The sequence below is a fragment of the Faecalibaculum rodentium genome, assembly GCF_001564455.1.
GTDB classification, from domain to species: domain Bacteria; phylum Bacillota_I; class Bacilli_A; order Erysipelotrichales; family Erysipelotrichaceae; genus Faecalibaculum; species Faecalibaculum rodentium.
The window spans coordinates 2,486,762-2,510,844 of sequence record NZ_CP011391.1; the positions used below are offsets into that span (position 1 = coordinate 2,486,762).

Sequence of the window (24,083 nt, forward strand, 5' to 3'; positions counted from 1 at the left end):
GCTGATATAGACACTGACAATCTTGCTTCCAGGTGTCATCAGTGCACCAGTTACTGTCACGGCAGCACTGCTAGATTCCAAAATCCATCCACGACAACTCCAATTACCATTAGCGTAAGTCATGGTAGCTGCAACTTTAACATAATATCTATTTACTGATCCTGCATTCTCTCCATACCAGGTTTCGACACTATATGGTTCTATTTCGGTTTCTTCTGCACAGACTGCCATCGGAGATAACCCAATACCTGAAGTAGCAATAATTCCTGCCAGTATTATTTTTTGAGAGTATTCATAATTTCCTCTCCTTTCTGGCTCTACAATATTGCATCAATCTTTCAAAAACTTTTCATTTCTTCTGTTAACCCAGAACCCGGCTATTGCCAAGACTACGGTCATACCCAGAACTGCAGGAAGCAGCCACAAGCTGATCTGGTGATCGAGCTGATAGATTCCCACAGCCTCATTGTTGACAAAGAGAAAAGGCATTACACTCCCCAGCAAATCTCCATTGGTTGGAAATCGGCTGTGAATCGCCTCAACCAGGTTACCTGCCAGTAAAATTCCGGTCGCCAACAAAAACAGCAGCAAACCCCACACAGAGCAAATCGCTTTGTCAGCCTGTGACAATCGGGCACCCGCCAGGATCAGACATTGTTTCCAGTCTGCCAGCTGATTATGCAATCTTCCAGTTGCAGAAAGGATAAAGAAACTCAGGGACAAGAACAAAGCAGCTGTCAAAACACCGAAAAGCGTTTCCTGACTGTCAAGAAGGTCCATCACTCTCTGTTTAATAGCCCTCTCATTGGTCATATACACTGCTTCCCTGGCTGCTATGGCAGAGACCGACACTTGAACTTCGTCTTTCTGCTCATCAGAAAGAGTCAGGTGCAGACGATTCACAGGATATTCAAAAAAATCCGGAGCAGCATATATTGTATAAGCCATGGACAGTCCCATCATCTCATCAAATCTCATCCATTCAGGCGGTTTTCGCAAAATGCCAGCAATTCTGGTCTTTACTTCTTTCCCGAAAGGATCCTGCAGCAGAATTGTGTCTCCAGAACGATATCCTCCCTCACTCTTTACCTCTATTGAATTGGATAAATCATCAGCCAGCCACAGTTTGCCGTCATAAATAGAGACATCCGGTGCATACAGAATAATGCCCTCTCCGCTGTTCCAGAGCTCCTCATCAAATCCTTCCACTTCTGTCAGGTCTATATCTTCCCGACTGATAATGGGAACCATTTGCCAGTTCCTCAAGTCTTCTGCCATCAATTCCGATGGATACAGCAGACTGTTCCGGGATTCGTTGGAAATTGTCGGATCATTACGCAGCTGCTCCAGCAGTGATCCTTCTTCAACAGGTATGGCCCATCCATACATCTGGACAAAACCAGATTCCACATGAGAAAACCGACTGTCATCTTTCAGCTTTTCTGCTATTCTTTCCAGACTGTCATCTGTTCTGAAAGTCTGAAGTCCTTCAGGCTCCAGAGACAAAATGAAATCCGGCTTCTCCTGCAGCCACTTTTGTAACTGCCAAGTTTCTGTCAACGCCAGGGTCGTTCCGAAGAATACCGCAGCCAGAAAGACTGCAGCAATCAGATTTCCGGCTATGCTTCGGTTCCGGCTTTCCAGAAATCGCAGACCAAGACGGAAAGCTGTGACCCGTTTCATCGGCTTCCAGTGTCTTTGAGTTTCCGGAAGGTCTCCTCCACTGGCATTTTCCACTGCCGGAATCTCTTTGACATCCTTGGCCAGCAGACAGCACAGGATCAGAATCTCCAGAATCAGAGCTCCTGCTGTTCCCAGAATCACCGGCAACGGCCAGTTCATCAAAGTCGCGATTGTCAGAGAAATCAGAGCAGCTGTTCCGGCAGCCTGAATAATGGTTCTGATCAGGTCTTTTCGGATCTTTCGTTCTGACACACCCAATCCCTTCAGTACTTGAATATCATGTCTGCGGCTTTTCAGCCACTTACGGAAGACGACCATAATCAGGAAAGCGGACCCTCCCAGAGAAAATACCATCAACATGGACCATGCAGCATTTTCCGGTGCAAAAGGTTCCCACAATTCCTTTACATGTACATTTCGAATCAGCAGCGGCATAGCCTGTTTCAAATCATCTATTACTTCAGAGTTTTCACCTCTGATAAACACATTATCCCTGACAGATTTCAGTCCCGATCCAGGTCCTGTGAAAATGGCTGGCTGACTGTCACCACTGATCCAGGAGGTAGTGTAATTATTAATTATACCTGTCACTGTAAATTGTCGCTGACTTCCCTGAATTGTTCCGGTAATAGTTTCCCCCGGCTCATAGGCCATTCCAAGTCGGTCAAGAACCCAGTTTTCCACTGCGATTTCATCTCCTCTTTCCGGTAATCTACCTTGAAGGAGGCTGAAATTTGCCAATTTGTAAAAGGCACCATCAGCACAGCCGGTTACAAATGTCAGGCCATTCGTTTCCAGCAACCCGAATATTTCCTGAGTTCCCACTTCTTCCAGCAATTCATGGGAATTCAGAATCTGACGGTCTTTTACACTGATATCCATCCTCACCCCCTGCCACAGACCATATTGCATCCTGGCAGTCTCCAGTCTTTTGTTCCACAGACCGGTCTGAACAGCGACAGCTGTCGTAAGGCACAGGAATCCGCAAAGGAATATAAGAAAAAAGCGCAGCTTCAAAGAGCGATTTTGTGAAAAGTACTGGAATTCAGATTTGCTCATTCTGAATTCTCCCATCCTCCATCACCAGCATCCGGTCTGCCTGTTTGGCCAGCGCCAGGTCATGAGTGACCATGATTACAGTCTGATTGAACATTCTCTGACACTCCCGGAACAAAGAGAACACCTTACGAGAGTTTTCGGAGTCCAGGTTCCCCGTAGGTTCGTCCGCCAGGATCAGATCCGGTTTCACAGAGAGTGCCCGGGCAATCGCAATCCGCTGCTGCTGACCGCCCGAACATTCACGGGGATATTTGTTCTCCAGCTTTTTGATATCCAGTCTGCTCTTCAGCTCCTCAAGAAACTCTTTATCAGGACTGCTCCCATTGACTTCGAAAGGAAGCCTCAGATTCTCTTCCACTGTCAGTTCCTGTACCAGAGAATAGAACTGGAAGACCAAACCTATATGAGACAGGCGAAAATCAGACCGCTGTTCTTCATTCATTTCAGTAAGTATGGTTTTACCTATTTCAACAGTTCCTTCCTCTGGAGCAATCAGTCCGGCTATACAGTGCAGCAATGTAGATTTCCCGGAGCCGCTTCGCCCGATGATTGTGACAAACTCCCCAGGCTCAACTTTAAAAGAACAACCCTGCAAAGCATTGACAGGCGTCGTTTTCATGTTCCAGGTCTTGTGGATATCACAGATTTTTACGGCATATTCTTCCATGGTTTTACCTCCGAATTCATTGAATCAAAGGACTCTTTCATAAACATTGCAGTATCGGATTCCCATGGATGCACAGGCAAGAACAATCGCGCATTAAATCGGCCATCTTCCAGCGTAAGTGACAAATCCCCTCCGTGAAGTCTGGCTGCAGTTCTTGCCAGATCCAGTCCTATACCATAGTGACTGTCATCTGACGTTTCATATCGATTCATGGAGGGAAGAATCCCACTTTTTGTTTCATTGCTCACTGTTAACTCCAGACCTGTCTCTTGCTCAACAAGAGCTATCTGCACCTGCTGGCAATTCCTGCAGGCGTTGACCAGAAGAGTTTCCACTCCTTCCCTCAGAATCCGGGAATCCCCATACAGCCATCCAGGATCAAGCTTTGTCACAATCCGGACTTTATACCCATCAAGTGAAGGCAGTATGTCCTGTTCCAGCACTTCCTTCAGTGAAAAGAGCTTCATATCCAGAAGGCGATTATTGTAATGAATTCGGGAAGACTGTATAAATTTGTCCAGCTGTGAATCCATCAGTGCAAAAGATTCTTCAGCCGGTTCATACAAACCTTCGAGTTCCAGTCGCAGTGACAGACTGTTCAAAGATGATTTGAGCTGATGAGCAAAATTTTCCTACTCCTCCCTGCGAACCTTCATATCTCTGTCCTGTGCTCGAAGCAGTCCTTCCAGCTCCGTTACACGTTTCTGAAGAGCAGTATATTCGTGATGCCAATCCATCTTCTTCTTACGCTGTTGCCTGCAGCTGACTGCTGCAGATATCAGACCTGTCAGCAGAATAACTTCAGTTATCACAAAACGGCCGTCAAACAGGGAACTCACAGTTCTCCAGAAAGCATAATCCCCATATCCCTGTTGTATTGCAGATATCCGGATGGAAGAATCCAGATGAAAAAGCGCCTGAACCGGATCCGGTGCCATGGCTGTCAAATACAGCCGGCTGCCAATCCCATAAACCCAAAAGAAAAAGCTCAATATAAGAACCACAACCCAGAGTGTCATAAGGATATGTCGTTTCATCGTTCCTCCAGACGATACCCGGTATTTTTCCTTCCGATGATATTCAGATCAAAAGGTTCCAGTTTCTTTTTCAGTGTGGACAGACGGGAACTGAAGGTTTCCGGAGAAATGTCGCGTCCTGTGGTCTGCCGGACAGCGCGCATCAAAGTCTCGGCCTGACAGGGATGCAGAATCAGCTGCCGGAGGATGGCGGTTTCGGTTCCTGAAAGATCAAGCTGCAGACTGTCTTTTTTCAGACAATGCGTATCTGGATACAGGACTGTTTCTCCCAGATGCAGGGCAGATCTGTACCCGCTTCTGTGAAGCAGGGCCTCTACTTTTTTCCTGAGGACCGCCAGTCTGACGGGCTTGACGATATAGTCATCACAGCCGGATTCAAAAGCCTCCAGCATGGTGGTCTCCATTCCATCACTGGAAAGAAACAGAATCGGGACATTGCTGACAATCCTGGCGGCTCTGGCAATATCCAGTCCGCTGCCATCTGGAAGTCTCACGTCCAGAAGCAGAAGATCCCATCCCTTCTCACACTCTGCCAGTCCCTGTCTGCAGGTACAGCAGATTTGGCACTCCTCCGGATTCAGGGCTTCCCGAATCACAGAAGCCAGTTCTCTGTTGTCCTCCACAATGCAAATTCTCATAATTCTTATCTCCTTAACTCATCATAAAATACAGTGGTGATTCTTCCAACTATCCTTTAAGTTTTCCGGAATATCTCCCGGATTTTTTCATTTTCCCATTCTTCATTTTCGCAAATCTGCCTTTCAGAAAAATTGCAGACCAGGATTTCCGCCTGTATGACGGAAGAATATCCCAATCATATGAAAAAACCGCCAGATTTCCGACGGTTCAAGTGCATATATTAATATTTTTAATCCGATAAAATGATGCCTTTCAGGCTGGTATAAGTGTTTTGTAGATATCCTCTGCATCCTTTTCCTCTGCCAGCCGCGGATTTGCCTGTACATTGCCGGACATCAGACCATCACGGACGAGTACTGGAAGATCCTCTTCTCTGATTTCCCATTTCATTTCAATTCCCAGAAGACGGTTGAGTTCTTCGATCCAGTCCGCCAGATCTGTCTGCTCTTTCACTCCCAGCAGATCAGCTGCCTGACGGTATTTCTCTCCTGCTGCTTCCTGATTGAACCGGATCACCGCAGGCAGCAGCAGGGCGTTGGCTGTTCCGTGGGAAATCCCGTAATGAGCCGACAGCGGATGACTCAGCGCATGTACCAGACCCAGGCGGGAAAGGGAGAAGGCGCAGCCGGCCAGAAAGGATCCTTCCAGCATTTCCTGTGCAGCTTCGGCATCCCCTGTCCGGACAAACTTCACCAGGCTGTGACCGATTTTCTCCAGAGCCTGTGCCGCAAACCCGTCAGAGAGAAAACTGCCATATCGGGAAACATAAGCCTCCAGGGCGTGAATGAGTGCATCCATCCCTGTTGCCGCAGCCAGTCCAGCTGGAACGCCGCTGAGCAGGTCAGGATCCAGCACCACCATTTCCGGAATCAGGAAGGGAGAGGATACTGTCATCTTCACCTGCCGCTGGTCGTCGCTGATCACCGCAAAAGGAGTCACTTCACTGCCGGTCCCCGCTGTGGCCGGCACTGCCATCAGGGTCATCTCCAAAGGGGAAATCTTCCTGGCTTCGGCTCCTTCATAATCCTGAAGACGGCCTCCGTCACCAATCAGAACCGCAGCAGCTTTGGCGGCATCCATCACCGATCCGCCTCCCACAGCAATCAGACCATCACAGGCATTCTTTTCATACATGGTCCTGATCTTCTCCACTGTCTCAATGGAAGGATCGGATTCCGTTTCATGGAACACCGCATACCCGATTCCTGCTTCTTCCAGGCTTTCCAGCACTGGCGCAATGATTCCCGCCCGGAACAGATGGGGTCCCGTGACAACCAGGGGATGTTTCATGACCCCCTGAACCAGGCCTCCGGTTTCCTTCATGGACCCCGGTCCCGTCACCACGGTTTCCGGCACATGCCAGGAAAATGTCTTGATATCTCCGTCTCTGCTCACTCAATGAACCCCCTGATTTTCAGGGCAGCCAGGATCAGCTGCACACTGCCTTCGATGCCCATGCGTGCACTGTTGATTGTCAAGTCGTAGGCAACAGGATCTGTCCAGGACTTTCCGCCGGTATAGAAACTGTAGTACTCCGCCCGGTACCGATCCGTTTTCTCGATCGTTGCCTCCGCCACTTCCCGGCTCACCGGCATGTTGTCCATCGTCCGCCGTATGCAGTAATCCCTCGGCGCTTCGATGTAGACAGACAGCACGTTGTCCCGGTGACGGAGGATGTCATTGGCGCATTTGCCCACGATGCAGCAGGACTCTGTCTCGTTGAGGTTCTCAATGATTTCCTTCTGGTATTCAAAGAGTTTCTCGTCTCCGGAAAAAGGTTCTTCCCGGGAGATGTATTTCCGGCTGCGGGGCAGTCCCGCCAGAAAGGCGGAGAAACCGCTGTGCTGGCGGATTTTTTCATCCACCTCCACAAACAGTTCCTGGTCCAGACCCGACAGCTGACTGGCCAGGGTCAGGATCCGGTTTTCGTAACAGTGGATCCCCAGCTCTCTGGCAACCCGGGAAGCGATTTCCTTGCCGCCGGTCCCGAATCCCCGGGCGAACGTGATGGTGAACGGCCCTGTCATGACTGCTGCTCCCGGTACCGGGACAGAAACTCCCGGGCTCTTTCTGTAGCAGGGGCCGTGAAGAAGGATTCCGGATCGGTATCCTCCGCCACATAACCCTGATCCATGAAGATGATCCGGCTCGCCACATCCCGGGCAAAGGCCATTTCATGGGTGACAATGATCATCGTCAGACCGGATTTTGCCAGATCCTTCATGACCGTCAGGACCCCCTGCACCATCTCCGGATCCAGCGCTGAAGTCGGCTCATCGAAGAGCAGGATCTCCGGCTCCATGCACAGTCCCCTGGCAATGGCCACCCGCTGCTTCTGGCCACCGGAAAGCTGCGCCGGTTTCGCATGGATGTAGGGCGCCATGCCCACAGCTTTGAGCTGTTCGATCGCCCTCTTTTTTGCCTCCTCTTTGCTGAGATTCAGGACATTCCTGGTCCCGGACATGCAGTTGTCCAGAACTGTCATGTTGTTGAACAGATTGAAGGACTGAAACACCATTCCCACCTGGGAGCGGTAGTCAGACAAGGCACGGGCGTGTTTCTGTACCGGATTGCCGTGGAACCGGATCTCGCCGGAAGTCGGTGTCTCCAGGTGATTGATGCACCGCAAAAGAGTGGACTTGCCGGAACCAGAGGAACCCAGCACGCAGATCACCTCCCCCGGGGCCACATCCAGGTCGATCTTTTTCAGCACCTCATGGCTTCCGAAACTCTTGGAGAGGTCCTTGACAATCAATACTGCCGCTTTTTTCATACCGTTCTCCTTTCTATTCCCCGTCGGACATATATTCCACAGCCAGGGCATAATCCGCCTTGCCCTTCATCTTTTTCTCCAGCAGCAGGAACAGCCGGTTGAACACAAAACACAGGACAAAGTAGATCAGGGCAATGCACAGGTAGGCTTCAAAGTATTTGTAGTACACCGCACCGGTGGTTTTGGCCACCATGAACAGCTCCGTCACGCCGATGACATTCAGTACAGACGTCATTTTCAGGTTTGTCAGGAACATATTCGCCATTTCCGGGATGATGTTCCGCAAAGCCTGGGGAAGAATGACCTTCACCATGATTTTCATCGTCGTCATCCCCAGCGCCAGGCCGCCTTCCCGCTGACCAGGATCCACGGAGTTGATTCCTGCCCGGACGGTTTCCGACATATAGGCGCCGGTGTTGAGCACCGTGACCAGAATCGCCGCAGGCACCGGGGTGATCTCAATCCCTGCCGAGCGCAGGCCATAGTAGATGACCATGGCCTGCACGATCATGGGAGTATCCCGGAATATCTCGATGTAGATGTCCCCGATCCATTTCAAGATCCATACCGGCAGCCGCCGGTACCAGGGATCGTGGGGACTGACCTGCAGATCGCTGAGCACACCCAGCACAAACCCGAGAACAAACCCGATGATGGTTCCCGCGATGGCGATGTACAACGTGACCAGCGTCCCCTGCCAGAACATTTCTCCGTATTCCTGGAACAGGAACACCATCCATTCAAACAAGTTTGTGGGCTGTGCCATGATTACCTCCTGTATCTCTTACGTACTCTGTCTTTCTTCATTCCCGAAGGAGTCCCTCAGCCTTCATCTAACGAAGCTTCTACTCATCACCCCGCCCAGACTCCATACCGCGACAGCCACCACATCCGCATCACCCGGCAGACTGTGACTAAACCCTGTGCCGGCGCCTTCGATACGCGGCTTCAGCCGCTAATCGAAGTGGCCGGCACATCCTTGAAGGACTCATCCATCAGCTTGTCCATGTCTTCCTTTGATGTGAGGCCGATCTTTTTCAGACTCTCTTCCATTTTCTTCAGTGTCTCTTCATCCCCCTTGCGTACCGCAATGCAGATGTTGGTCATTTCCTCGTCGTTCTTGAACTTGTCGTTTTCATCCAGCGTCACGATTGCCAAATCCGGGTTGGTAGCCAGTGCAGCCCTGGCTGTGGGCTCATCCACCACGACTACATCAGCCACACCGTTGTTGACTGCCATGAAGCACTCGGAAGTGGTTTCATAGTTGGCACCCAGAGTCGCGTCGGGGATCTGATCCAGCAGATCGACCCATCCGGTACCCAGCTGCGTGGTCACCGTGACATTCTTGCCAGCCAGATCCGAAAGTCCTTTCACGTCCTCCAGACCGGATCCCTTCTTCACCACCAGACAGTTGGTGCGATAGTAGTAGGGATCGGTGAAGTCGTAGCTCTGTTCCCGCTTCGCCGTGCGGCCCATACCGGAAATGATCACATCGTAGTCACCGGCATCCAGGCCCTGGGTAATGGAAGCCCATTCGGATTTGTGAACCTCCAGGTCCATGTCCAGTGCCTTGGCCATTTCCTGCGCCACAGCCACGTCATAGCCATAGGCATACTGACTGGTACCGTAAATCGGTGTTGCCTCCTTGCCCGTCGTTGTGGTCTCTTCTGTCTGCGTCCAGTTGAAGGGCGGATAGGCACATTCCACGCCAACCTTCAGCACTTCCTTGCCGGAATCGGCTTTCTTCTCTTCACCGCCGGAGGAACCGCATCCTGCCAGGATCATCATGCCTGCCGCTGCTGCCATCATCATTTTTCTGAATTTCATACCTGATTTCATGTCTCTTTCCTTCTTTCCCCGCTTTATGTTCCGCGGTATTGTGTCCCGGATTTCTGTTATCCAGCTTTATGTTCTTCCAGCCGTCTCAGGCAGCCTGTTCCCTGTCAATATCTTCCAGTGCATCCCGCATAATGGCCACAGCCTTGTCCACATCTTCCTTTGTGATGATCAGCGGCGGCACCAGGCGGATCACCGACTTGCCGATGGCTGTCGTCAGCAGATGTTTGTCAACACACCTGTGTTTCAGATCCACGGCATCAATGAAGTCATCGAATTCCACACCAACCAGAAGTCCCTGTCCGCGGACATCCTTCACATGGGGAAGCGTGGCAAGCTGTTCCATCAGGTATGCACCCATCTCTGCTGCATTTTCATCCAGTTTCCGGTCCTGCAGTTCTTCAATTTCAGCCAGAGCTGCAGCGCATGATACCGGATGCCCGCCAAAGGTCGTGCCGTGACTGCCTGGAGTGAACGCTTTTGCGATTTCCTCAGTCGTCACGATCGCACCTATGGGCATCCCTCCGCCCAGGGCCTTGGCCATGGACACGATATCCGGCTGAATGCCGTAATTCATATAGCTCATCGGCTTCCCGGTTCGCATCCATCCGGTCTGCACTTCATCCAGCAGAAGGAGGATGCCTTTTTCTTTCGTGAATTCCCGCAGCCCCTGCAGAAACTCCTTCGTGGCGGGGTGAACACCGCCTTCACCCTGCACAGGCTCCACCATGATGGCAATCGTGTCGTCATCCACTGCATTCTTGAAGGACTCCAGGTCGTTGTAGTCTGCATAGACAAATCCATCCGTCATGGGACCAAACCCGATCTGGCAGCCATTGTCCGGCTGTCCTGTGGCAGACATGGATCCGAAGGTCCGTCCATGGAATCCCATCTTAGCGGTCACGATTTTATACTTCTTCGGTCCATAGTGTTCGATGCCGTATTTGCGGGCCATCTTGATCATGGCCTCATTGGCTTCCGTCCCGGAGTTCTGGTAGAAAATCTTGTCAAATCCGGTAATGGTGCAGACCTTTTCTGCCAGCAGCGCCTGGGGAATCGTGTAGGGATAGTTGAAGGTATGCATCAGCTGACCTGCCTGTTCCTGGACGGCCCTGACCACCTTGTCGTTACAGGATCCGGCGGAATTCACTGCGATCCCTGCATAGAAATCGAGATAAGGTGTCCCTTTCTCATCGTAGATGTACTGGTCCTTCGCGGTTTCAGCCAGCAGATCGAACCGTTCATAGGTTTCAATCATGTACTTTGACGCGAGGTCCCGGATCTCCTGTGCTGTGTGTCCGGTCTCCTGAAGTTTCATGGGAATTCTCCTTCCAAATACAGCCTCCGAACGCGAAAAGGCGTCAGGAAGTTCACTTCTCTGACGCCTTTGCCATGTCGTTCTGTATTTATGAGCCGATTCTAGCATTCGATTCTTCCACTGTCAAAGAAATTTCCATATTTTTTCAGAAAATACTGAAAATTATTGACATCCGGGAGTGAAACCGTTTTCAAGAATCAGGCAGATTTTCTGCCGGATCCTCTTTTCGCTAACGGCATTGCTTGAAAAAAGGGCCTGTGCCCTTTTCTTCTGTATTCGCAGGTACGCGGCTATTTTGCCAGAATCTCCACGCCTTTGTCCGTCACCAGCAGGGTATGCTCCCACTGTGCCGACAGCTTTCCGTCTTCGGTAATGGCTGTCCAGTCGTTGTCTTCGTCGATATACAGCCGGCTGGTTCCCTGGTTGATCATGGGTTCGATTGTAAACACCATTCCCGGTGCAATCACCATTCCCCGGCCGCGGATCCCCACATGATGCACATAGGGTTCCTCATGGAAATCGTTGCCCACTCCATGACCGCAGAAATCCGTCACCACGCTGTAGCCGTTTTTGTGCGCCACTTCCTGGATTGCCGCCCCAATGTCCCCGAAATGACCCCAGGGACGGACCGCCGCAATGCCTGCCTCGAGACATTCTTTCGTCACATCCACCAGCCGTTTTGCTTCCGGACTCACCTCGCCAATGCAGAACATCCGGCTCGCATCCGCATAGTGGCCGTGCACGATCGTCGTGCAGTCCACATTGACAATGTCGCCTTCCTTCAGGATGACCTTCTCGTCCGGAATCCCGTGGCACACCTCTTCGTTGATGCTCGTACAGCAGCTCTTCGGAAATCCCTCATATCCCAGACAGGCGGGAATCCCGCCGTGGCTGGTGGTATAGTCATAGACCAGTTTGTCGATTTCCTCTGTGCTCATCCCCGCATGGATTTTCTCCCCCACCAGATCCAGCACCGCATCGTTGATTTTCGCCGCCTTTTTGATGTATCGGATGTCTTCCTCCGACTTGATCAGTTCACGCCCCGGCACCTGCTGTCCCTGGAGTTTGAGAACCGCCATGGTATCATCAAACTTCTCGTGACAGTGCTTGTATTTCTTGCCCGAGCCACACCAGCAGGGGCTGTTCTTTCCCAGTTTCATCGGATTGCCGCCTCTCATTCCTTTATTCGTTCTCATCCCTGACCTGTCCTTCACCGCCAGCGGGATTCCCTGCACCGATGTGCAGCCAGAACATCCGGTCCTTCCCGTTAATGTCCTGCTCGATATGCGCCACGGCTCCAGGGAAGTACTCATGGGCCAGATCCGTCAGGGCCTGCCCCTGGTTCCACCCCATTTCAAATGCCATCAATGCCTCCGGCTTCAGCACCTGGCGGGCCGTCGCAAAGAGTGCACGATAAAACTTCAGTCCATCCGGACCCCCGAAGAGCGCCACATGGGGTTCAAAGTCCCGCACCGAGCGTTCAATCTGTTCCTGGCTTGGAATATAAGGGGGATTGCAGACAAGGATATCGCAGTGCAGACCCGCCTGGATGTAGGGCTCCAGCAGGCTGCCGGTCAGAAAGCTGACACCTACCTGCAGTCTGTCCCGGTTCTTTTCCGCCTGCCGGACTGCCTGTTCGCTGATGTCGCTGGCATACACCGTGAAATCAGGTTCTTCCAGCGCCAGGGAAATGCCAATGGCTCCCGATCCGGTTCCCACATCAAACACAGTCACCTTTTGCTTCGGAAAGTACTCATCATACAGCCGCAGCACAAGTGCCACCAGTTCCTCGGTTTCCGGCCTCGGGATCAGGACATCGGGAGAAACCAGGAAATCATAGCCATAAAACGGGGTATAGCCCAGGACATAATCCAGCGGCTCTCCGCGTTCCATGCGATGCACACCCTCCAGGTATTCCGTCTGCAGATCCTCCGGCATGGGTTCCTCCATCACCATGTACAGATTGATGTCATGTCCCCGGCATATTTCATTCAGCAGCAGACCCGCTGCCTGGTCACCATGTTCCTGCAGCCTCTTTCGGCCTTCCCTGAGAAGGTCGGCATAACGCATCAAAGCGCTTCTCCGGCCAGCTTCGCCTGCTGGTCCGCCGTCTGCAGGGCCGTCATCAGATCCTCCAGCCGCCCGTCGATCATTCGGTCCAGCTGATTGACGCTGTAGCCGATGCGGTGGTCGGTGATGCGGTTCTGCGGATAGTTGTAGGTGCGGATCTTCTCCGCGCGGTCCCCGGACCCGATCTTCGTCCGACGCTCGGCGCCGGCTTTTTCATCCAGCTCCCGCTGGTGTTCTTCCTTGACCCGCGCAGCAATGGTCGCCAGGGCAGTGGCACGGTTTTCGTGCTGCGACCGCCCGTCCTGGCATTTCACCACGATGCCCGTGGGCTTGTGCACAATGCGCACCGCGGAGTCTGTCTTGTTGACATGCTGGCCGCCGGCACCAGACGCCCGCATGGTTTCAATCTCCAGATCGTTCATGTCAATGTCGAAATCCTCTTCATCGAGTTCCGGATAGACAAGCACCGTCGCCGTGGAGGTCTGGATACGGCCCTGGGATTCGGTCTTGGGCACCCTTTGCACCCGGTGGCTGCCGCTTTCGAATTTCAGTGTCCCATAGACACCCTGGCCGCTGATCTTGAAGGCAATCAGGGAGTAGCCGCCGGCTTCCGAATCCTCGGCATCCGTGACTTCCACTTTCCAGCCCTTGCTTTCGGCGTATTTCACATACATCCGGTACAGGTCGCCCGCAAAAATGTTGCCTTCGTCACCTCCGGCTGCACCGCGGATTTCCATGAACGCATTGTGCGAGTCGTTGGGATCCCGGGGTACGAGCAGGAGCTCCAGGTGATCGAGATAGGACCGGATTTTCGGCTCCAGCTCCCCGATTTCCATCTGCGCCATCTCCCGGATTTCCCTGTCGTCTTCCGCCGCCAGGATCCTCGCATCTTCCAGTGCCGCCACTGCTTCTTTGTATTCGTGATATGTATCGATGATGGGCGTCAGTTCGCTCTGTTCGCGGCCCAGTTTTGCCATGGTCTTGCGGTCACCCAGCACCTGGGGGCTCATCATCAGTTCGGAAATTTCATTGTATCGCTGTTCAAGACCTTCCAGACGGTCATCCATTTTCGCCATTTGATTCATCCTTTCCCGCCCGCAGGCGATCATTGTTATGTTGCGGATTCCTGCATGGATCCCAATGTGACAGGCTGCCCGCAGGCAGTCTGAACCTATCCTATGATAGCACCTTGTTGCCTTGCGGGTCACCTGCTGCCCGTGTCCCGCGAAGGACAGTGCCGGCACCTGCCTTCTCTGGATGTCGCGGACCACGCAGCAACCATCGGCAGGAAAGGAACAGAACCGGAAATCCGGGTGCCGGTCCTCTATAATGAAGGAATGAGCAGAAAGATACAAAGAAGACGAAAGCCGAGACGGTCGGTGGTCATTGCGGCGGTGGCTGCCGGGATTCTGCTGGCGGTATGGCTGGGGTTCAAGGTGACGGAAAACGGCGTGTTCACAGTGATCGACTATTCGGCGGATCCAAAGGAAATCGGGACCTGGAAGCACTATGGCCTTGCGGCGGCGAAGCTGAATGCCCTGGATCCGGATACACCGGCGTGTATCGAGAATGAATCCGGGAAGGTGGTGGCGATCCGCAGCGGGGTGGTGGATTTTTCGGGGAAGCCGGTGACGGAAAACACCCTGTACACCATGGAGAACGGGGAGCAGGGATATCTGAACGGGAGCTATGGTGTGGATGGTCTGTATCTTGGGACCAGCGGTGATGGCCGGGAGGTGAAGTTCCAGATGGCAGGCACGACGGGGTGGGTGGATGTACAGGATGTGTCCCTCCGGTTTTACAGCGATACCGTCCGTCTCTCGGGTTACAGCCGGTATCAGGACTCCCTGGTGCATCAGGTTTCGACGGGACTCGACGGACAGGAGCCTCTGGCCTACAGCATCGGGTCGTGTCCGTCGTTCATTGACCCGGATGTGTTTTACTTCTCCTATGACGGGCACTGGTTCTACAAAGACTTCTACACCATGTCAGAGGCCATGCGCACGGGGGACGGCCGTGCCGTGAATGAAGAACCCTGGTACAATCCCTGGCAGTTCACACCCCACCGGACGCTGTCCAGTCTGACGAATGCTGACGGCAATGCCGCACTGGCTGCCCGGGGCATCACCCGCGGGGTATCACCGGAGGACACCTGGCCGCTGGAGGCCGGTCAGTCTGTGCTGTTTGATGCGGCGGATCTCTTTTCAAAGGTCCAGCAGGAGGACTGGATGAATGCCCGGATGATGTTCGCGCTGGCGATGAATGAGTCCGGTGCCGGGCAGAGTGAATATGCGGTGGACCGGCACAATGTATTCGGTCATGAGGCCGGGGATGAAAACCCGGATGCTGCAAGCGGGTATCCCGATTTGCTGGCATGTGTGCAGTCTCATGCCTGGGACTGGCTTCAGAAAAAGTATGCCAATCCAGGCAATGAGGTGTGGCACGGATCGTGGTTCGGAGACAAAGGGTCCGGGATCAATGTCATGTACGCCTCTGACCCCTACTGGGGGGAAAAGGCGGCGAGTTTCCTGTATCGCCTGGGGTTCGAGCCCCCTGAGCTGATCACCCGCGATGGCAGTGAAGAGACACCGGTCTATGACAGACCCGGAGGATCCGTCGTGTATGTATTTGCGGGACCTGCCATGCTGGTGAAGACCGGGGAAGCCCGTGACGGATATCTCCCGGTGCGCAGCGAAGCACCTCTGTCGGAGGGCAAAGTGGATGTGGAGATCCCCTATGAGGAAACAGACATTGTCTGGATTCCGGAGAAATGGGCAGCTGCAGCGGATTCTGCTGCAGAAAACTGAACTTTCCCCGGTCGGGATCTGTGCCTGGCGGCAGAAGTGACTGGCGCTGCGGACTCAAAAACCCGGACAACTCGCCGTCATGAACACGAGACTGTCCGGGTTGTCTGCATATCCGGATGGCTGCCTGTGTGCCCGGCTGCCGGCAGGCAGGATGACCGGCTGCAGCTCTGTCTACTCCTGATTGCCGGAGGTTTTCTGCTGAGCCGCCTGCGCCAGCAGCACTGTCTCCACATTCCGGAGCAGCTCCAGTGCTTTCTTCACCGCTGCTTTCTCCTGCCGGCGGATCAGGAACCCGCTGCCCTCCAGGGTGTGCGTGTACGTCACCTGCACCCTGTCAGGCCCCAGCGGTTCCAGGTCATAGCGTACATCCAGTCCTTTGCCGTCTGTGGAAAAATGCGCTGCATACGCCGACGGTTCTTTCCAGTCCGTCAGCTTCACCCGTGTGCGGCGGTTGCCGGTCTTCTTTGACCAGCTGTACCCCGGAGCGAGTTTCGGGTGTTTCTCCCCGGTTTCCAGCACCAGGGACCGTTTCATGACATCAAACAGTGCCTGGGCACTGACATTCAGTTGGATGGTATCTTTCATGTATCTCCTTTCAGACAGTGTGCAGCTGTGGTCAGTCCATTGCCCTGCACCCCGGTTTCCCCGTATCATGACGGAAGCAGCCCCGCTGCGGGAGGAATTGTATGTATACTGACAGCCACTGCCACATCACCTGTGATGAACTGTATTCTGACCTGGAAGGCGTATTGTCCCGCATGAAGGACGTCTGCCGGGTGATGATCGTCTGTACCAGCGAAGAGGAATATCTGCGGGCTGTTCCCATCCGGAGCAGCGATCCTGTCCGCTTCCGGATTGCCTTCGGGTTTTATCCCGGGGATGCGGATGAGGTCACGGAAGAACGGCTGGCCTTTCTGGAGGAAGCCCTGAAATCCGGCAACGTGGATGTCCTGGGAGAAATCGGGCTGGATCACCACTGGCCCGAGCCTGACAGACAGACACAGAAAGATCTCTTTGTACGCCAGATCCGCATGGCCAATGACTATGATCTTCCCATTGCGATTCATATGCGCGACGCCAGCCAGGAGACCCTGGATCTTCTCAGACAGGAAGCCCGGACCCCCATTGTGTTCCACTGTTTTTCCGGCTCCCCGGAAACCATGCGGGAGGCCCTGAAGCTGAATTCCCTGATTTCCTTCGCCGGTCCCGTGACGTTCAAAAACGCCCGTCACGCCCCTGCCTGTGTCCAGGCCTGTCCCGCCGACAGGATCCTGACCGAAACCGATGCCCCGTATATGGCACCCGTCCCCATGCGCGGCCACCGCAATGAACCGGCTTACGTGGCGTATACCACAAAAAAAATCTGCGAACTCAAGAACCTTCCGGAAAAGGATCTGACCTCGCAGATCGGTCACAACTTTGATTCACTCTTTTCGCGGCAGTCCTGAACCTGCCGCTTTTTTATGATTCAGCGCCCGGATCCCTTCAGTGGATATGTTTGTGACACAGTTCCTTGATGGACTCTTCGGATTCTTCCACCGCAGAGTTCAGCGCCTTGGACAGCGGGGCATTGGTTTCAATGGCCTGAATCGTGGCAGCCAGCAGCGGCGCAACGGAAATCACAGTCATTTCCTTGTAAAGATCCCGCTTGTCTGTCTGGTCAATGGTGTTCGTGCAGATGAACTCTTCCAGATCCGCGGCTTTCAGCCTGTCAATGGCGGGTCCGGAGAGAATGCCGTGTGCACAGGCTGCATAGACTTTCTGTGCACCCTTGTCACGCAGCATTTTGATGCCGGATGTGAGTGTGCCGGCTGTATCCACCATGTCGTCAATGATGATGGCGGTTTTGCCGTTCACATCGCCAATCAGGTTCATGGCTTCCGCCACATTGGGTTTCGGACGGCGCTTGTCAATGATGGCAATGGGTGCATCCAGCTGCTCGGCGAGCTTTCGGGCACGCACGACGCCTCCGTGGTCGGGAGAAACCACCACGAGATCCCGGGAGGATTCCTTTTCCTTCAGGTATTCGCCCACCAGCGTCAGCGTGGTAATATCATCTGCCGGTACATCGAAGAATCCCTGGATCTGGGTGGCATGCAGGTCCATGGTGATGACCCGGTCAGCCCCGGCACGTTCCAGCAGACTGGCCACCAGACGGGATGTGATTGGCTGTCTGGGCTTGGCTTTCCGGTCCTGTCTGGCATAGCCGAAATACGGAATCACGGCATTGATGGTCCGGGCGGACGCACGCTTGGCGGCATCAATGGCAATCAGCAGCTCCATGAGGTTGTCATTGACCGGGTTGTTGGTGGACTGTATGAAGTACACATCCTTGCCGCGGACAGACTCCCCCAGCTCCACCAGGATCTCACCGTCCGCGAAATGATTGACCGTGACCTTGCCAGGTTCCTGACCCAGAATCTCGCAGACCTGATTCGCCAGCTCCTTGCTGGAAGAGAGTGCAAATACAATTGTGTTTTCCATGAAATTTCCTGAACTCCTACTATTCATCTACTCGTTTTTCAGGACCGCGAACGGACCCGCCTGTGTATCATCAGGCACTGAAACATTATACACTCTGCAGGCATCGATGCAGGCTCTTTTTCCGACAACCGCATTTTCCAGCCGGCTGCCGGCAAGGATCCGTGCACCATCCCCGATCACGCTGCGTCCCAGGATCATCACATCCGGTTCGATCAGCACATCCCGGCCGATGACGACATCCCGCCCGATCACAGTTCTGTCCGGATCGCAGATCTGCACCCCATTGCGCATATGCCGGTGGCAGATCTTTTGCTGCAGCCAGGCAGAGGCAGAGGCCAGTTCCGACGGATCGTTGATTCCCGCCGTTTCCTCCCGGTCATCCACCACAATGGCATCCACGGACTTGCCTTCGCGGGCAAAGATCTTCGCCAGGTCCGTGATGTAATACTCATGCTGAGCATTGTCCGGCTTCAGCTGTTTCAGTCCCTCGAACAGGTCCTTCGTATTGAAGCAGTACATACCCGCATTGATTTCCCGGATCTGTCTCTGCTCCGGTGTGCAGTCCTTGGCCTCGACAATGCCTGTGACGTGTCCATCCGCATCCCGGACGACCCGTCCATAATGAGCACCGTCCTCCAGGACAGAGCTCAGAAGCGTCAGGCTGTTTCCTTCACCGGCTTCATACAGCTTCTTCAGGGTTTCCGGCTGGATGCACGGTCCGTCACCGTTGATCACCAGCGTCAGCCCGTCTTCTCCTTCCAGCATATCCGCCTGCATCGCGGCATGGCCCGATCCAAGCTGAGGTTCCTGAATGGCAAACTCCAGTTCCGGGAATGCCTCCTTCACTTCCCCGGCTTTGTAGCCGACAACCGCAACGATGCGGTCTGCGCCTGCTTCCTTCAGGCTGTCCACGATATAGCCCATCATGGGACGGTCTATGATGGGGTGCAGCACCTTGGGGGTTTCGGATTTCATCCGGGTTCCCTTGCCTGCTGCCAGGATGATGGCACTTCTCATTGCTTCCTGTCTCCTTTATTCCATTCAGTTGAGGGCATCCAGCTGAGACTGGAGTGCCGCTATCTGGCTGTTCAGATCGTTGATGCGGTTCTGTGCACTGTCCGTGGATCCGGCCAGGGCATCCAGGGCCCCCTGGGCACTGGCAAGATCGTTCTGACGGGCCTGGATGACACCGGCGGACTGGTCCATGGAAGACTGCGCCGAGGACAGCTGGGACTTCAGCGAGGACTGCTGGGCAATCAGATCCGACAGTTCCTTCTGGATCTGTGCCATTTCATCCGGCTCCTTATCGGCGGACGAGGTGTTCTGCAGTTCCTGGATCCGGCTGTTCATCGAATCCATCTGGGCCTGGAGATCGTATACGCTCTGCTGCGCCGCCCCGTAGGTATTCTGCGCATCCGCCAGGGCGGCCGCAGCACTGTCCACACGGCTCTGGGCGTCATTGATTTTTCCCTGGGCTGCATCATAGTCGGCCTGGGCACCGGCCAGCTGACTCTGCAGCTGGGCAATCTGGTCCTTCAGGCGGGCTTTCTGTTCCGCCACTTCCGTGTTGTTGTTGTCCTTGTCGGCTTTCTGCCCGGCTTTTTCTTCTGCCAGGATCTCATCAAAGGACTTCCCGGTACTGTCTCTCAGGATTTCGTTGATTTCCCGTTTCTGCTTGTCGCTCAGTTTGTTCCACCGCACTTCATAATCCTTGATCCCGGTATCGGATGTGCCTGTCAGTGACTGGGCCCACTGCTTCAGGGCATTGAAATCCGCTTCTGTGTCCTTTTCTTCCGTCCTGTCTGCCGTGACGTTTTTCACCACCTGGGAAATGCCGAAAATCAGCAGGGCTCCCAGGGCCACCACCGCAATGACCGTCGCAATGATCCCGGCTGCCCGCCAGTCTGTCTTTTTGTGTTCCTTCTGACGGTTCACCTGGCGGCTTACACGTTCCCGCTTCAGAGAAGGCCCCTTTTCCTCCTCAATCAGGCTGTCGATTTCACCATTGTCCAGAACCACCGTGCTGCCTGGACTGTCGGCCGTATCCTCTATGTCCCGCGGGGCAAATACCATAGTGCCGCCGCCATCTTCCTCCCCGGTCTGTGAGACCGGCCTGCCTGTGATGACCGTGTCCTGGTCCCGTGTGCCGGAAAAATCCGGCACATCCGGTTCGTTCTCCTGCTCCGGCTCCCGGTTGTCCCGGGCTGTCAGGACGGGACCTGACTGTTCTGATTCCTCATTGCGGGTATGGGAAAAGGCGCTCATTTTCCGTTCCAGCTCGCTGTCTGCGGACAGACTGTCCAGCAGGGCATCGAGCCGGTCATCTCGCTTGGATTGACTCATTCTGAATTTTCCCCCTATCTTCTCAATGATACCACAGCCGGTCTGTGCCGGGCATAGAGCCAGGCTTCCCGGTACAGGACACAGACGTCCGGTTTCCGGAAAGCGGTTACGTGTCCGAAAGCAGCAGGACCTTTCAATCGTACAGATCTGTGCATCCGGCTATCTCTTTCTTCCCGTTTCCGGGTTTCCGGAAGAGTTTTCAGCTGTCAGTTTGGTGACAAGTCGTCTATAATTGAAACATACTTTGAGGTGCGTTTACCTGAGTAAACCACGGGGAGCCGGCTATGAAACGAAGAAAACTGAAGAATGAGATCATCCAGAAATCACTGGACCTCTTTCGGCAGCGAGGCTATGATGCTGTATCCGTTCAGGACATCTGTGATGCATGCGACATCACAAAGCCCACATTCTACAAGTACCTTGCCAGCAAGCAGAACCTGCTGAGCTATTTTTTCTCCTCCATGAGCGAAGCCATTCCGGACGACTGGTACCGGATCCCGGAAGGCACAGACTGTTACCGGAAACTCATGGAAGGCTATCTGATGTTCATGCGTCATGCCGCCGGACTGGGAGCGGACCTCTACAACCAGGTATTCATCTCCAACCTGGTGGAGTACATGGGCACATTCAATGATGTCCGGGCGTTCACCGATCTGATGGTGGACCTGATCCGCGAAGCACAGGAAACCGGACAGATCCAAAATCCTTCCGATCCCAAGTCGCTGTACAAAGTGGGTGTCGGAATGAGCCTGGGGTATGGGGCGTTCTGGTGCCTGAACGAAGGCAGAAGCAGCCTTCTGGATGATTTCAGTCAGGACCTGGATGCCGTCTTCATGCACAACTGCCCCTGCACCACTCAAGCAGGAGGACTGGCATGAACCGGAAACGACTGGAACAGATCCTGGATGTCAGCCTGACCATGTTCCGGGAAAAGGGGTTCGACGATACCAGCGTCATGGATATCTGCAATGCCTGCGGCATCACAAAGCCCACATTCTACAAATATGTAAACAGCAAGGAGGAGCTCCTGCGCCATTATTACGATGGTGCTCTGGAAACACTGATCCAGGCCATGGACGAACATGAACCGTCCAACGATTATGTGGCGCTGATCTGGATCGGGCTGTCCATGACAGCTTCCCGGTCCATCGACCTGGGGCCGGATCTCCTGTCCAAATACATGATTCTGAATTTTCACGAACATACCGTTACCGCCAGATACAGCGCTGGTGGAAAACAGCGGACAGTGGAGGCCATCCGGAAAGCACAGGAAGCCGGGCAGATCCGGAATCTGTGCGATCCGGAGAAACTGTTCATGGCTCTCAAGAACCTGAGCCTGGGACTGACTCTGAAATGGATCATGACCAAAGGCAGCTTTCCCTTCTTCAGTCACTATGGCCGGATGGTCGAAGACATCATTCTGCCGGATTACGATGCGGTTCTGAAACAGACAGGCGTGGATCACCGGAAAAAAACCGGATGAGACTGCCTGTCTTTTTTATGTGTCTCCAGCCACAGGGGGTGAGCAGCAAGGACGAGGGCTTCTGCCTGCGCGTCGGGACACAGGGAAAACAGGGCATCAAGTGTCGCACCGGTGGTCAGGACATCGTCGAGAATCAGCAGCCGGCCTGGCCGCCTTTGCCGGGTCGTGTCCGGTGTACAGGCAATGAGATGACCCACTTCCTTCCTCGTTCCGGGGTCGTTTTCCGACTGCTTGAATGACCTGGTTTTGTGCCATGGGCGGTCTGCCTCCAGGTTCCAGGCCCGCAGGATTTCTGTCAGCGGATCAAATCCCCGCTGCAGGGTCTTTTCAGGCCACGATGCAAGCGCAGCGATCCTGCAGCCCCTCAGACGGCGGATCAGGCGGGACTGCCCGGACAGAAACAGGGGAGCCAGGGCAATGTCCCGGTCTTCCTTGTATTGAAAGAACAGTTGTTCCATGAACTCATTGTAGACATAGAGGACATGCACAAAACGGCCCTCAATCCGGTATGTCTGTTTCAGTTCCTGCACCCGTTTCCTGCATTCCGGACAGAGACAGTCATCATCAAGCAGCAACTGCGTGAAATCTGTATCTTTTGAATATTCATTCAGACAAAAGAGACAGATTCGTTCATCTGGTGAAGCAAATCGGCTGACTGTCTCATGGAATCGCTTAAAGAGGCGGCAAAGCACAGGCATTCTCCTTTCGGGTCATCAAAACTGCGGCCTGCCCGGCCGAAAATCTGGACGAGACTGGCCATGGTGAATACGGGATGATCGGCACGAAGCACGATCACCTGCACAGACGGGACCGTGATTCCCCGCTCCAGCAGGGTGGTGGACACCAGCACCCTGTATTCCTTGCCGGAAAAACGGCGCATAATGTCATCTTTGTCCGGACTCTGGCTGTGAATGCATGGACAGCCCAGCAGCCGGCTGAGACGGTTTCCGTCCCGGATCCTCGGTACAAACACCAGCACCTGTCTGGGTGCCATTCTGTGCAGCTGCCACAGCAGTCCGAAGATCTGCAGCCACACAGGTCTCAGATAAAACCGGGGTTCCGGCAGAGGCTGGCCATGGGGCCGCCGAAACAGCCGTGCCACTTTGAGTCGCCCGGCTTCGATCTCTGCCAGACTGACTTCATCCGGTGTGGCTGACAGCATGAGCTTCACACCCCTGCAGGCTTTTGCCGCCAGATGCTCCAGAAGGGCATTCCCTCTGTAGGGAAAGGCATCCAGCTCATCCAGGATCAGCAGGTCAAACGCCCCCGGATACCGATAGAGCTGATGCGTGGTGCAGACTATGAGATCTCCATCGGTCACAGAGGTGTATCCCTCGCAGACGCAGACAACGTCCAGTCCAGGAAATGCTTTCTGCAGCCGGGCCCCGATTTCCAGCACCACCTGCCGGCGGGAGATGGCAAAACAGACTTTCTGTCTGTGCCGCAGAAACCAGTCTATGGACGCGAATGTGATTTCGGTTTTCCCTGATCCGCAGGCTGCATAACAGAACACAGACTCTCCCTGCTTCAGCCAGTCCAGGATCTGGTCCGAAGCCTGCTGCTGAAAGGGCGTCAGGGCAAAGTCCAGGTGTATCTGCCCCTCCCATGCCGGTTCCTTCAGCACCGGGATCTGCGGCTGTGCTCCGGCATCCAGCCGCGAAAAGGCCACACAGCGCCGGCAGTACGGTATTCCGTGATCACTGCCGAACAGAGCCGGATTTGTGTTCCCGCACCGGCTGCATGCCAGTCCGGCACAGTCTGGCACAGCGGGTTTTCGGGTCGTTTCAGGAAATTTGTGTTTCATCTCAGACACCCCCCTGTTTTTATATTCGCCATCCGGCCTCAGATTTGCGCAAATTCGCTGATTTTTTATATCATGGGAAC

General features: G+C 53.9%; 23 protein-coding genes. 4 read left to right on the forward strand and 19 right to left on the reverse strand.

From position 1 onward, the window contains the following. Positions 1 to 330: 330 nt before the first annotated feature. The 13 genes from aalo17_RS12085 to prfA all read right to left on the reverse strand — a co-directional run bounded on the left by aalo17_RS12085 (position 331) and on the right by prfA (position 14,158). Positions 331 to 2,742, reverse strand: coding sequence for an ABC transporter permease family protein (locus aalo17_RS12085; RefSeq protein ID WP_067559902.1), 2,412 nt, complete (start codon positions 2,740 to 2,742; stop codon positions 331 to 333). Beyond that, the gene (locus tag aalo17_RS12090) at positions 2,729 to 3,409 is read right to left on the reverse strand and encodes an ABC transporter ATP-binding protein (protein ID WP_067559904.1); all 681 of its coding nucleotides are present in this window, start codon (positions 3,407 to 3,409) and stop codon (positions 2,729 to 2,731) included. Before aalo17_RS12090 ends, aalo17_RS12085 begins: the two co-directional genes overlap by 14 nt. Continuing rightward, the gene (locus tag aalo17_RS12095; RefSeq protein ID WP_145907733.1) at positions 3,391 to 4,011 is read right to left on the reverse strand and encodes a sensor histidine kinase; all 621 of its coding nucleotides are present in this window, start codon (positions 4,009 to 4,011) and stop codon (positions 3,391 to 3,393) included. The genes aalo17_RS12090 and aalo17_RS12095 overlap by 19 nt, the downstream gene beginning before the upstream one ends. A 431-nt stretch (positions 4,012 to 4,442) precedes the next feature. Then, on the reverse strand, positions 4,443 to 5,084 hold the full coding sequence (locus tag aalo17_RS12105; RefSeq protein ID WP_067559909.1) for a response regulator transcription factor: 642 nt from the start codon (positions 5,082 to 5,084) through the stop codon (positions 4,443 to 4,445). A gap of 253 nt (positions 5,085 to 5,337) precedes the next feature. Beyond that, positions 5,338 to 6,480 carry an iron-containing alcohol dehydrogenase family protein gene (locus tag aalo17_RS12110; protein ID WP_067559911.1) on the reverse strand — a complete coding sequence of 381 codons (1,143 nt, stop codon included), beginning with the start codon at positions 6,478 to 6,480 and terminating at the stop codon, positions 5,338 to 5,340. Further along, positions 6,477 to 7,112, reverse strand: a complete 636-nt coding sequence (locus tag aalo17_RS12115) for a cytidylate kinase-like family protein (protein ID WP_067559913.1) — start codon at positions 7,110 to 7,112, stop codon at positions 6,477 to 6,479. The genes aalo17_RS12110 and aalo17_RS12115 overlap by 4 nt, the downstream gene beginning before the upstream one ends. Continuing rightward, positions 7,109 to 7,858 (reverse strand): amino acid ABC transporter ATP-binding protein, encoded by a 750-nt coding sequence (locus tag aalo17_RS12120; RefSeq protein ID WP_067559915.1) that lies wholly within the window; start codon positions 7,856 to 7,858, stop codon positions 7,109 to 7,111. Before aalo17_RS12120 ends, aalo17_RS12115 begins: the two co-directional genes overlap by 4 nt. A 13-nt stretch (positions 7,859 to 7,871) precedes the next feature. After that, positions 7,872 to 8,624 (reverse strand): amino acid ABC transporter permease, encoded by a 753-nt coding sequence (locus aalo17_RS12125; protein ID WP_067559917.1) that lies wholly within the window; start codon positions 8,622 to 8,624, stop codon positions 7,872 to 7,874. A 182-nt stretch (positions 8,625 to 8,806) separates the two neighbouring features. Continuing rightward, the gene (locus aalo17_RS12130; protein WP_067560298.1) at positions 8,807 to 9,685 is read right to left on the reverse strand and encodes a transporter substrate-binding domain-containing protein; all 879 of its coding nucleotides are present in this window, start codon (positions 9,683 to 9,685) and stop codon (positions 8,807 to 8,809) included. A 97-nt stretch (positions 9,686 to 9,782) separates the two neighbouring features. Continuing rightward, on the reverse strand, positions 9,783 to 11,012 hold the full coding sequence (locus aalo17_RS12135) for an aspartate aminotransferase family protein (protein ID WP_067559919.1): 1,230 nt from the start codon (positions 11,010 to 11,012) through the stop codon (positions 9,783 to 9,785). Between the two features lie 290 nt (positions 11,013 to 11,302). Further along, positions 11,303 to 12,172 (reverse strand): type I methionyl aminopeptidase, encoded by an 870-nt coding sequence (gene map / locus aalo17_RS12140; RefSeq protein WP_067559921.1) that lies wholly within the window; start codon positions 12,170 to 12,172, stop codon positions 11,303 to 11,305. A gap of 22 nt (positions 12,173 to 12,194) precedes the next feature. Then, positions 12,195 to 13,082, reverse strand: a complete 888-nt coding sequence (gene prmC / locus aalo17_RS12145) for a peptide chain release factor N(5)-glutamine methyltransferase (protein ID WP_067559923.1) — start codon at positions 13,080 to 13,082, stop codon at positions 12,195 to 12,197. After that, positions 13,082 to 14,158: a peptide chain release factor 1 gene (gene prfA, locus aalo17_RS12150; protein WP_067560300.1), complete on the reverse strand. Its 1,077-nt coding sequence runs from the start codon at positions 14,156 to 14,158 to the stop codon at positions 13,082 to 13,084. Before prfA ends, prmC begins: the two co-directional genes overlap by 1 nt. A 261-nt stretch (positions 14,159 to 14,419) precedes the next feature. Between prfA and aalo17_RS12155 the strand changes: the two genes are divergently transcribed. Then, positions 14,420 to 15,889: a glucosaminidase domain-containing protein gene (locus aalo17_RS12155; protein ID WP_158507805.1), complete on the forward strand. Its 1,470-nt coding sequence runs from the start codon at positions 14,420 to 14,422 to the stop codon at positions 15,887 to 15,889. A 171-nt stretch (positions 15,890 to 16,060) separates the two neighbouring features. Here aalo17_RS12155 and aalo17_RS12160 read toward each other — a convergent pair whose 3' ends face one another. Continuing rightward, the gene (locus aalo17_RS12160) at positions 16,061 to 16,474 is read right to left on the reverse strand and encodes a DUF3284 domain-containing protein (protein WP_067559927.1); all 414 of its coding nucleotides are present in this window, start codon (positions 16,472 to 16,474) and stop codon (positions 16,061 to 16,063) included. A gap of 101 nt (positions 16,475 to 16,575) precedes the next feature. Between aalo17_RS12160 and aalo17_RS12165 the strand changes: the two genes are divergently transcribed. Next, the gene (locus aalo17_RS12165; protein ID WP_067559929.1) at positions 16,576 to 17,337 is read left to right on the forward strand and encodes a TatD family hydrolase; all 762 of its coding nucleotides are present in this window, start codon (positions 16,576 to 16,578) and stop codon (positions 17,335 to 17,337) included. Between the two features lie 37 nt (positions 17,338 to 17,374). On the opposite strand, the gene aalo17_RS12170 is transcribed toward aalo17_RS12165, so the two are convergent. The 3 genes from aalo17_RS12170 to aalo17_RS12180 are packed head-to-tail and all read right to left on the reverse strand — an operon-like array spanning position 17,375 to position 20,716. Further along, on the reverse strand, positions 17,375 to 18,373 hold the full coding sequence (locus tag aalo17_RS12170; RefSeq protein WP_067559931.1) for a ribose-phosphate diphosphokinase: 999 nt from the start codon (positions 18,371 to 18,373) through the stop codon (positions 17,375 to 17,377). Positions 18,374 to 18,400: 27 nt separating this feature from the next. Further along, the gene (locus aalo17_RS12175; RefSeq protein ID WP_067559933.1) at positions 18,401 to 19,390 is read right to left on the reverse strand and encodes a bifunctional UDP-N-acetylglucosamine diphosphorylase/glucosamine-1-phosphate N-acetyltransferase GlmU; all 990 of its coding nucleotides are present in this window, start codon (positions 19,388 to 19,390) and stop codon (positions 18,401 to 18,403) included. Positions 19,391 to 19,414: 24 nt separating this feature from the next. Beyond that, entirely contained in the window at positions 19,415 to 20,716 is a 1,302-nt protein-coding gene (locus aalo17_RS12180; protein WP_067559935.1) for a hypothetical protein, read from the reverse strand. Between the two features lie 284 nt (positions 20,717 to 21,000). On the opposite strand from aalo17_RS12180, the gene aalo17_RS12185 reads away from it, so the two are divergent. Beyond that, positions 21,001 to 21,594: a TetR/AcrR family transcriptional regulator gene (locus aalo17_RS12185; RefSeq protein WP_067559937.1), complete on the forward strand. Its 594-nt coding sequence runs from the start codon at positions 21,001 to 21,003 to the stop codon at positions 21,592 to 21,594. Further along, on the forward strand, positions 21,591 to 22,199 hold the full coding sequence (locus aalo17_RS12190; RefSeq protein WP_067559939.1) for a TetR/AcrR family transcriptional regulator: 609 nt from the start codon (positions 21,591 to 21,593) through the stop codon (positions 22,197 to 22,199). The genes aalo17_RS12185 and aalo17_RS12190 overlap by 4 nt, the downstream gene beginning before the upstream one ends. Here aalo17_RS12190 and aalo17_RS12195 read toward each other — a convergent pair. Further along, on the reverse strand, positions 22,178 to 22,657 hold the full coding sequence (locus tag aalo17_RS12195; RefSeq protein WP_145907743.1) for a ComF family protein: 480 nt from the start codon (positions 22,655 to 22,657) through the stop codon (positions 22,178 to 22,180). The two genes, aalo17_RS12190 and aalo17_RS12195, sit on opposite strands and share 22 nt — an antisense overlap. A 149-nt stretch (positions 22,658 to 22,806) precedes the next feature. Continuing rightward, on the reverse strand, positions 22,807 to 24,003 hold the full coding sequence (locus tag aalo17_RS12200; protein WP_236940486.1) for a helicase-related protein: 1,197 nt from the start codon (positions 24,001 to 24,003) through the stop codon (positions 22,807 to 22,809). Between the last annotated feature and the right edge of the window lie 80 nt (positions 24,004 to 24,083).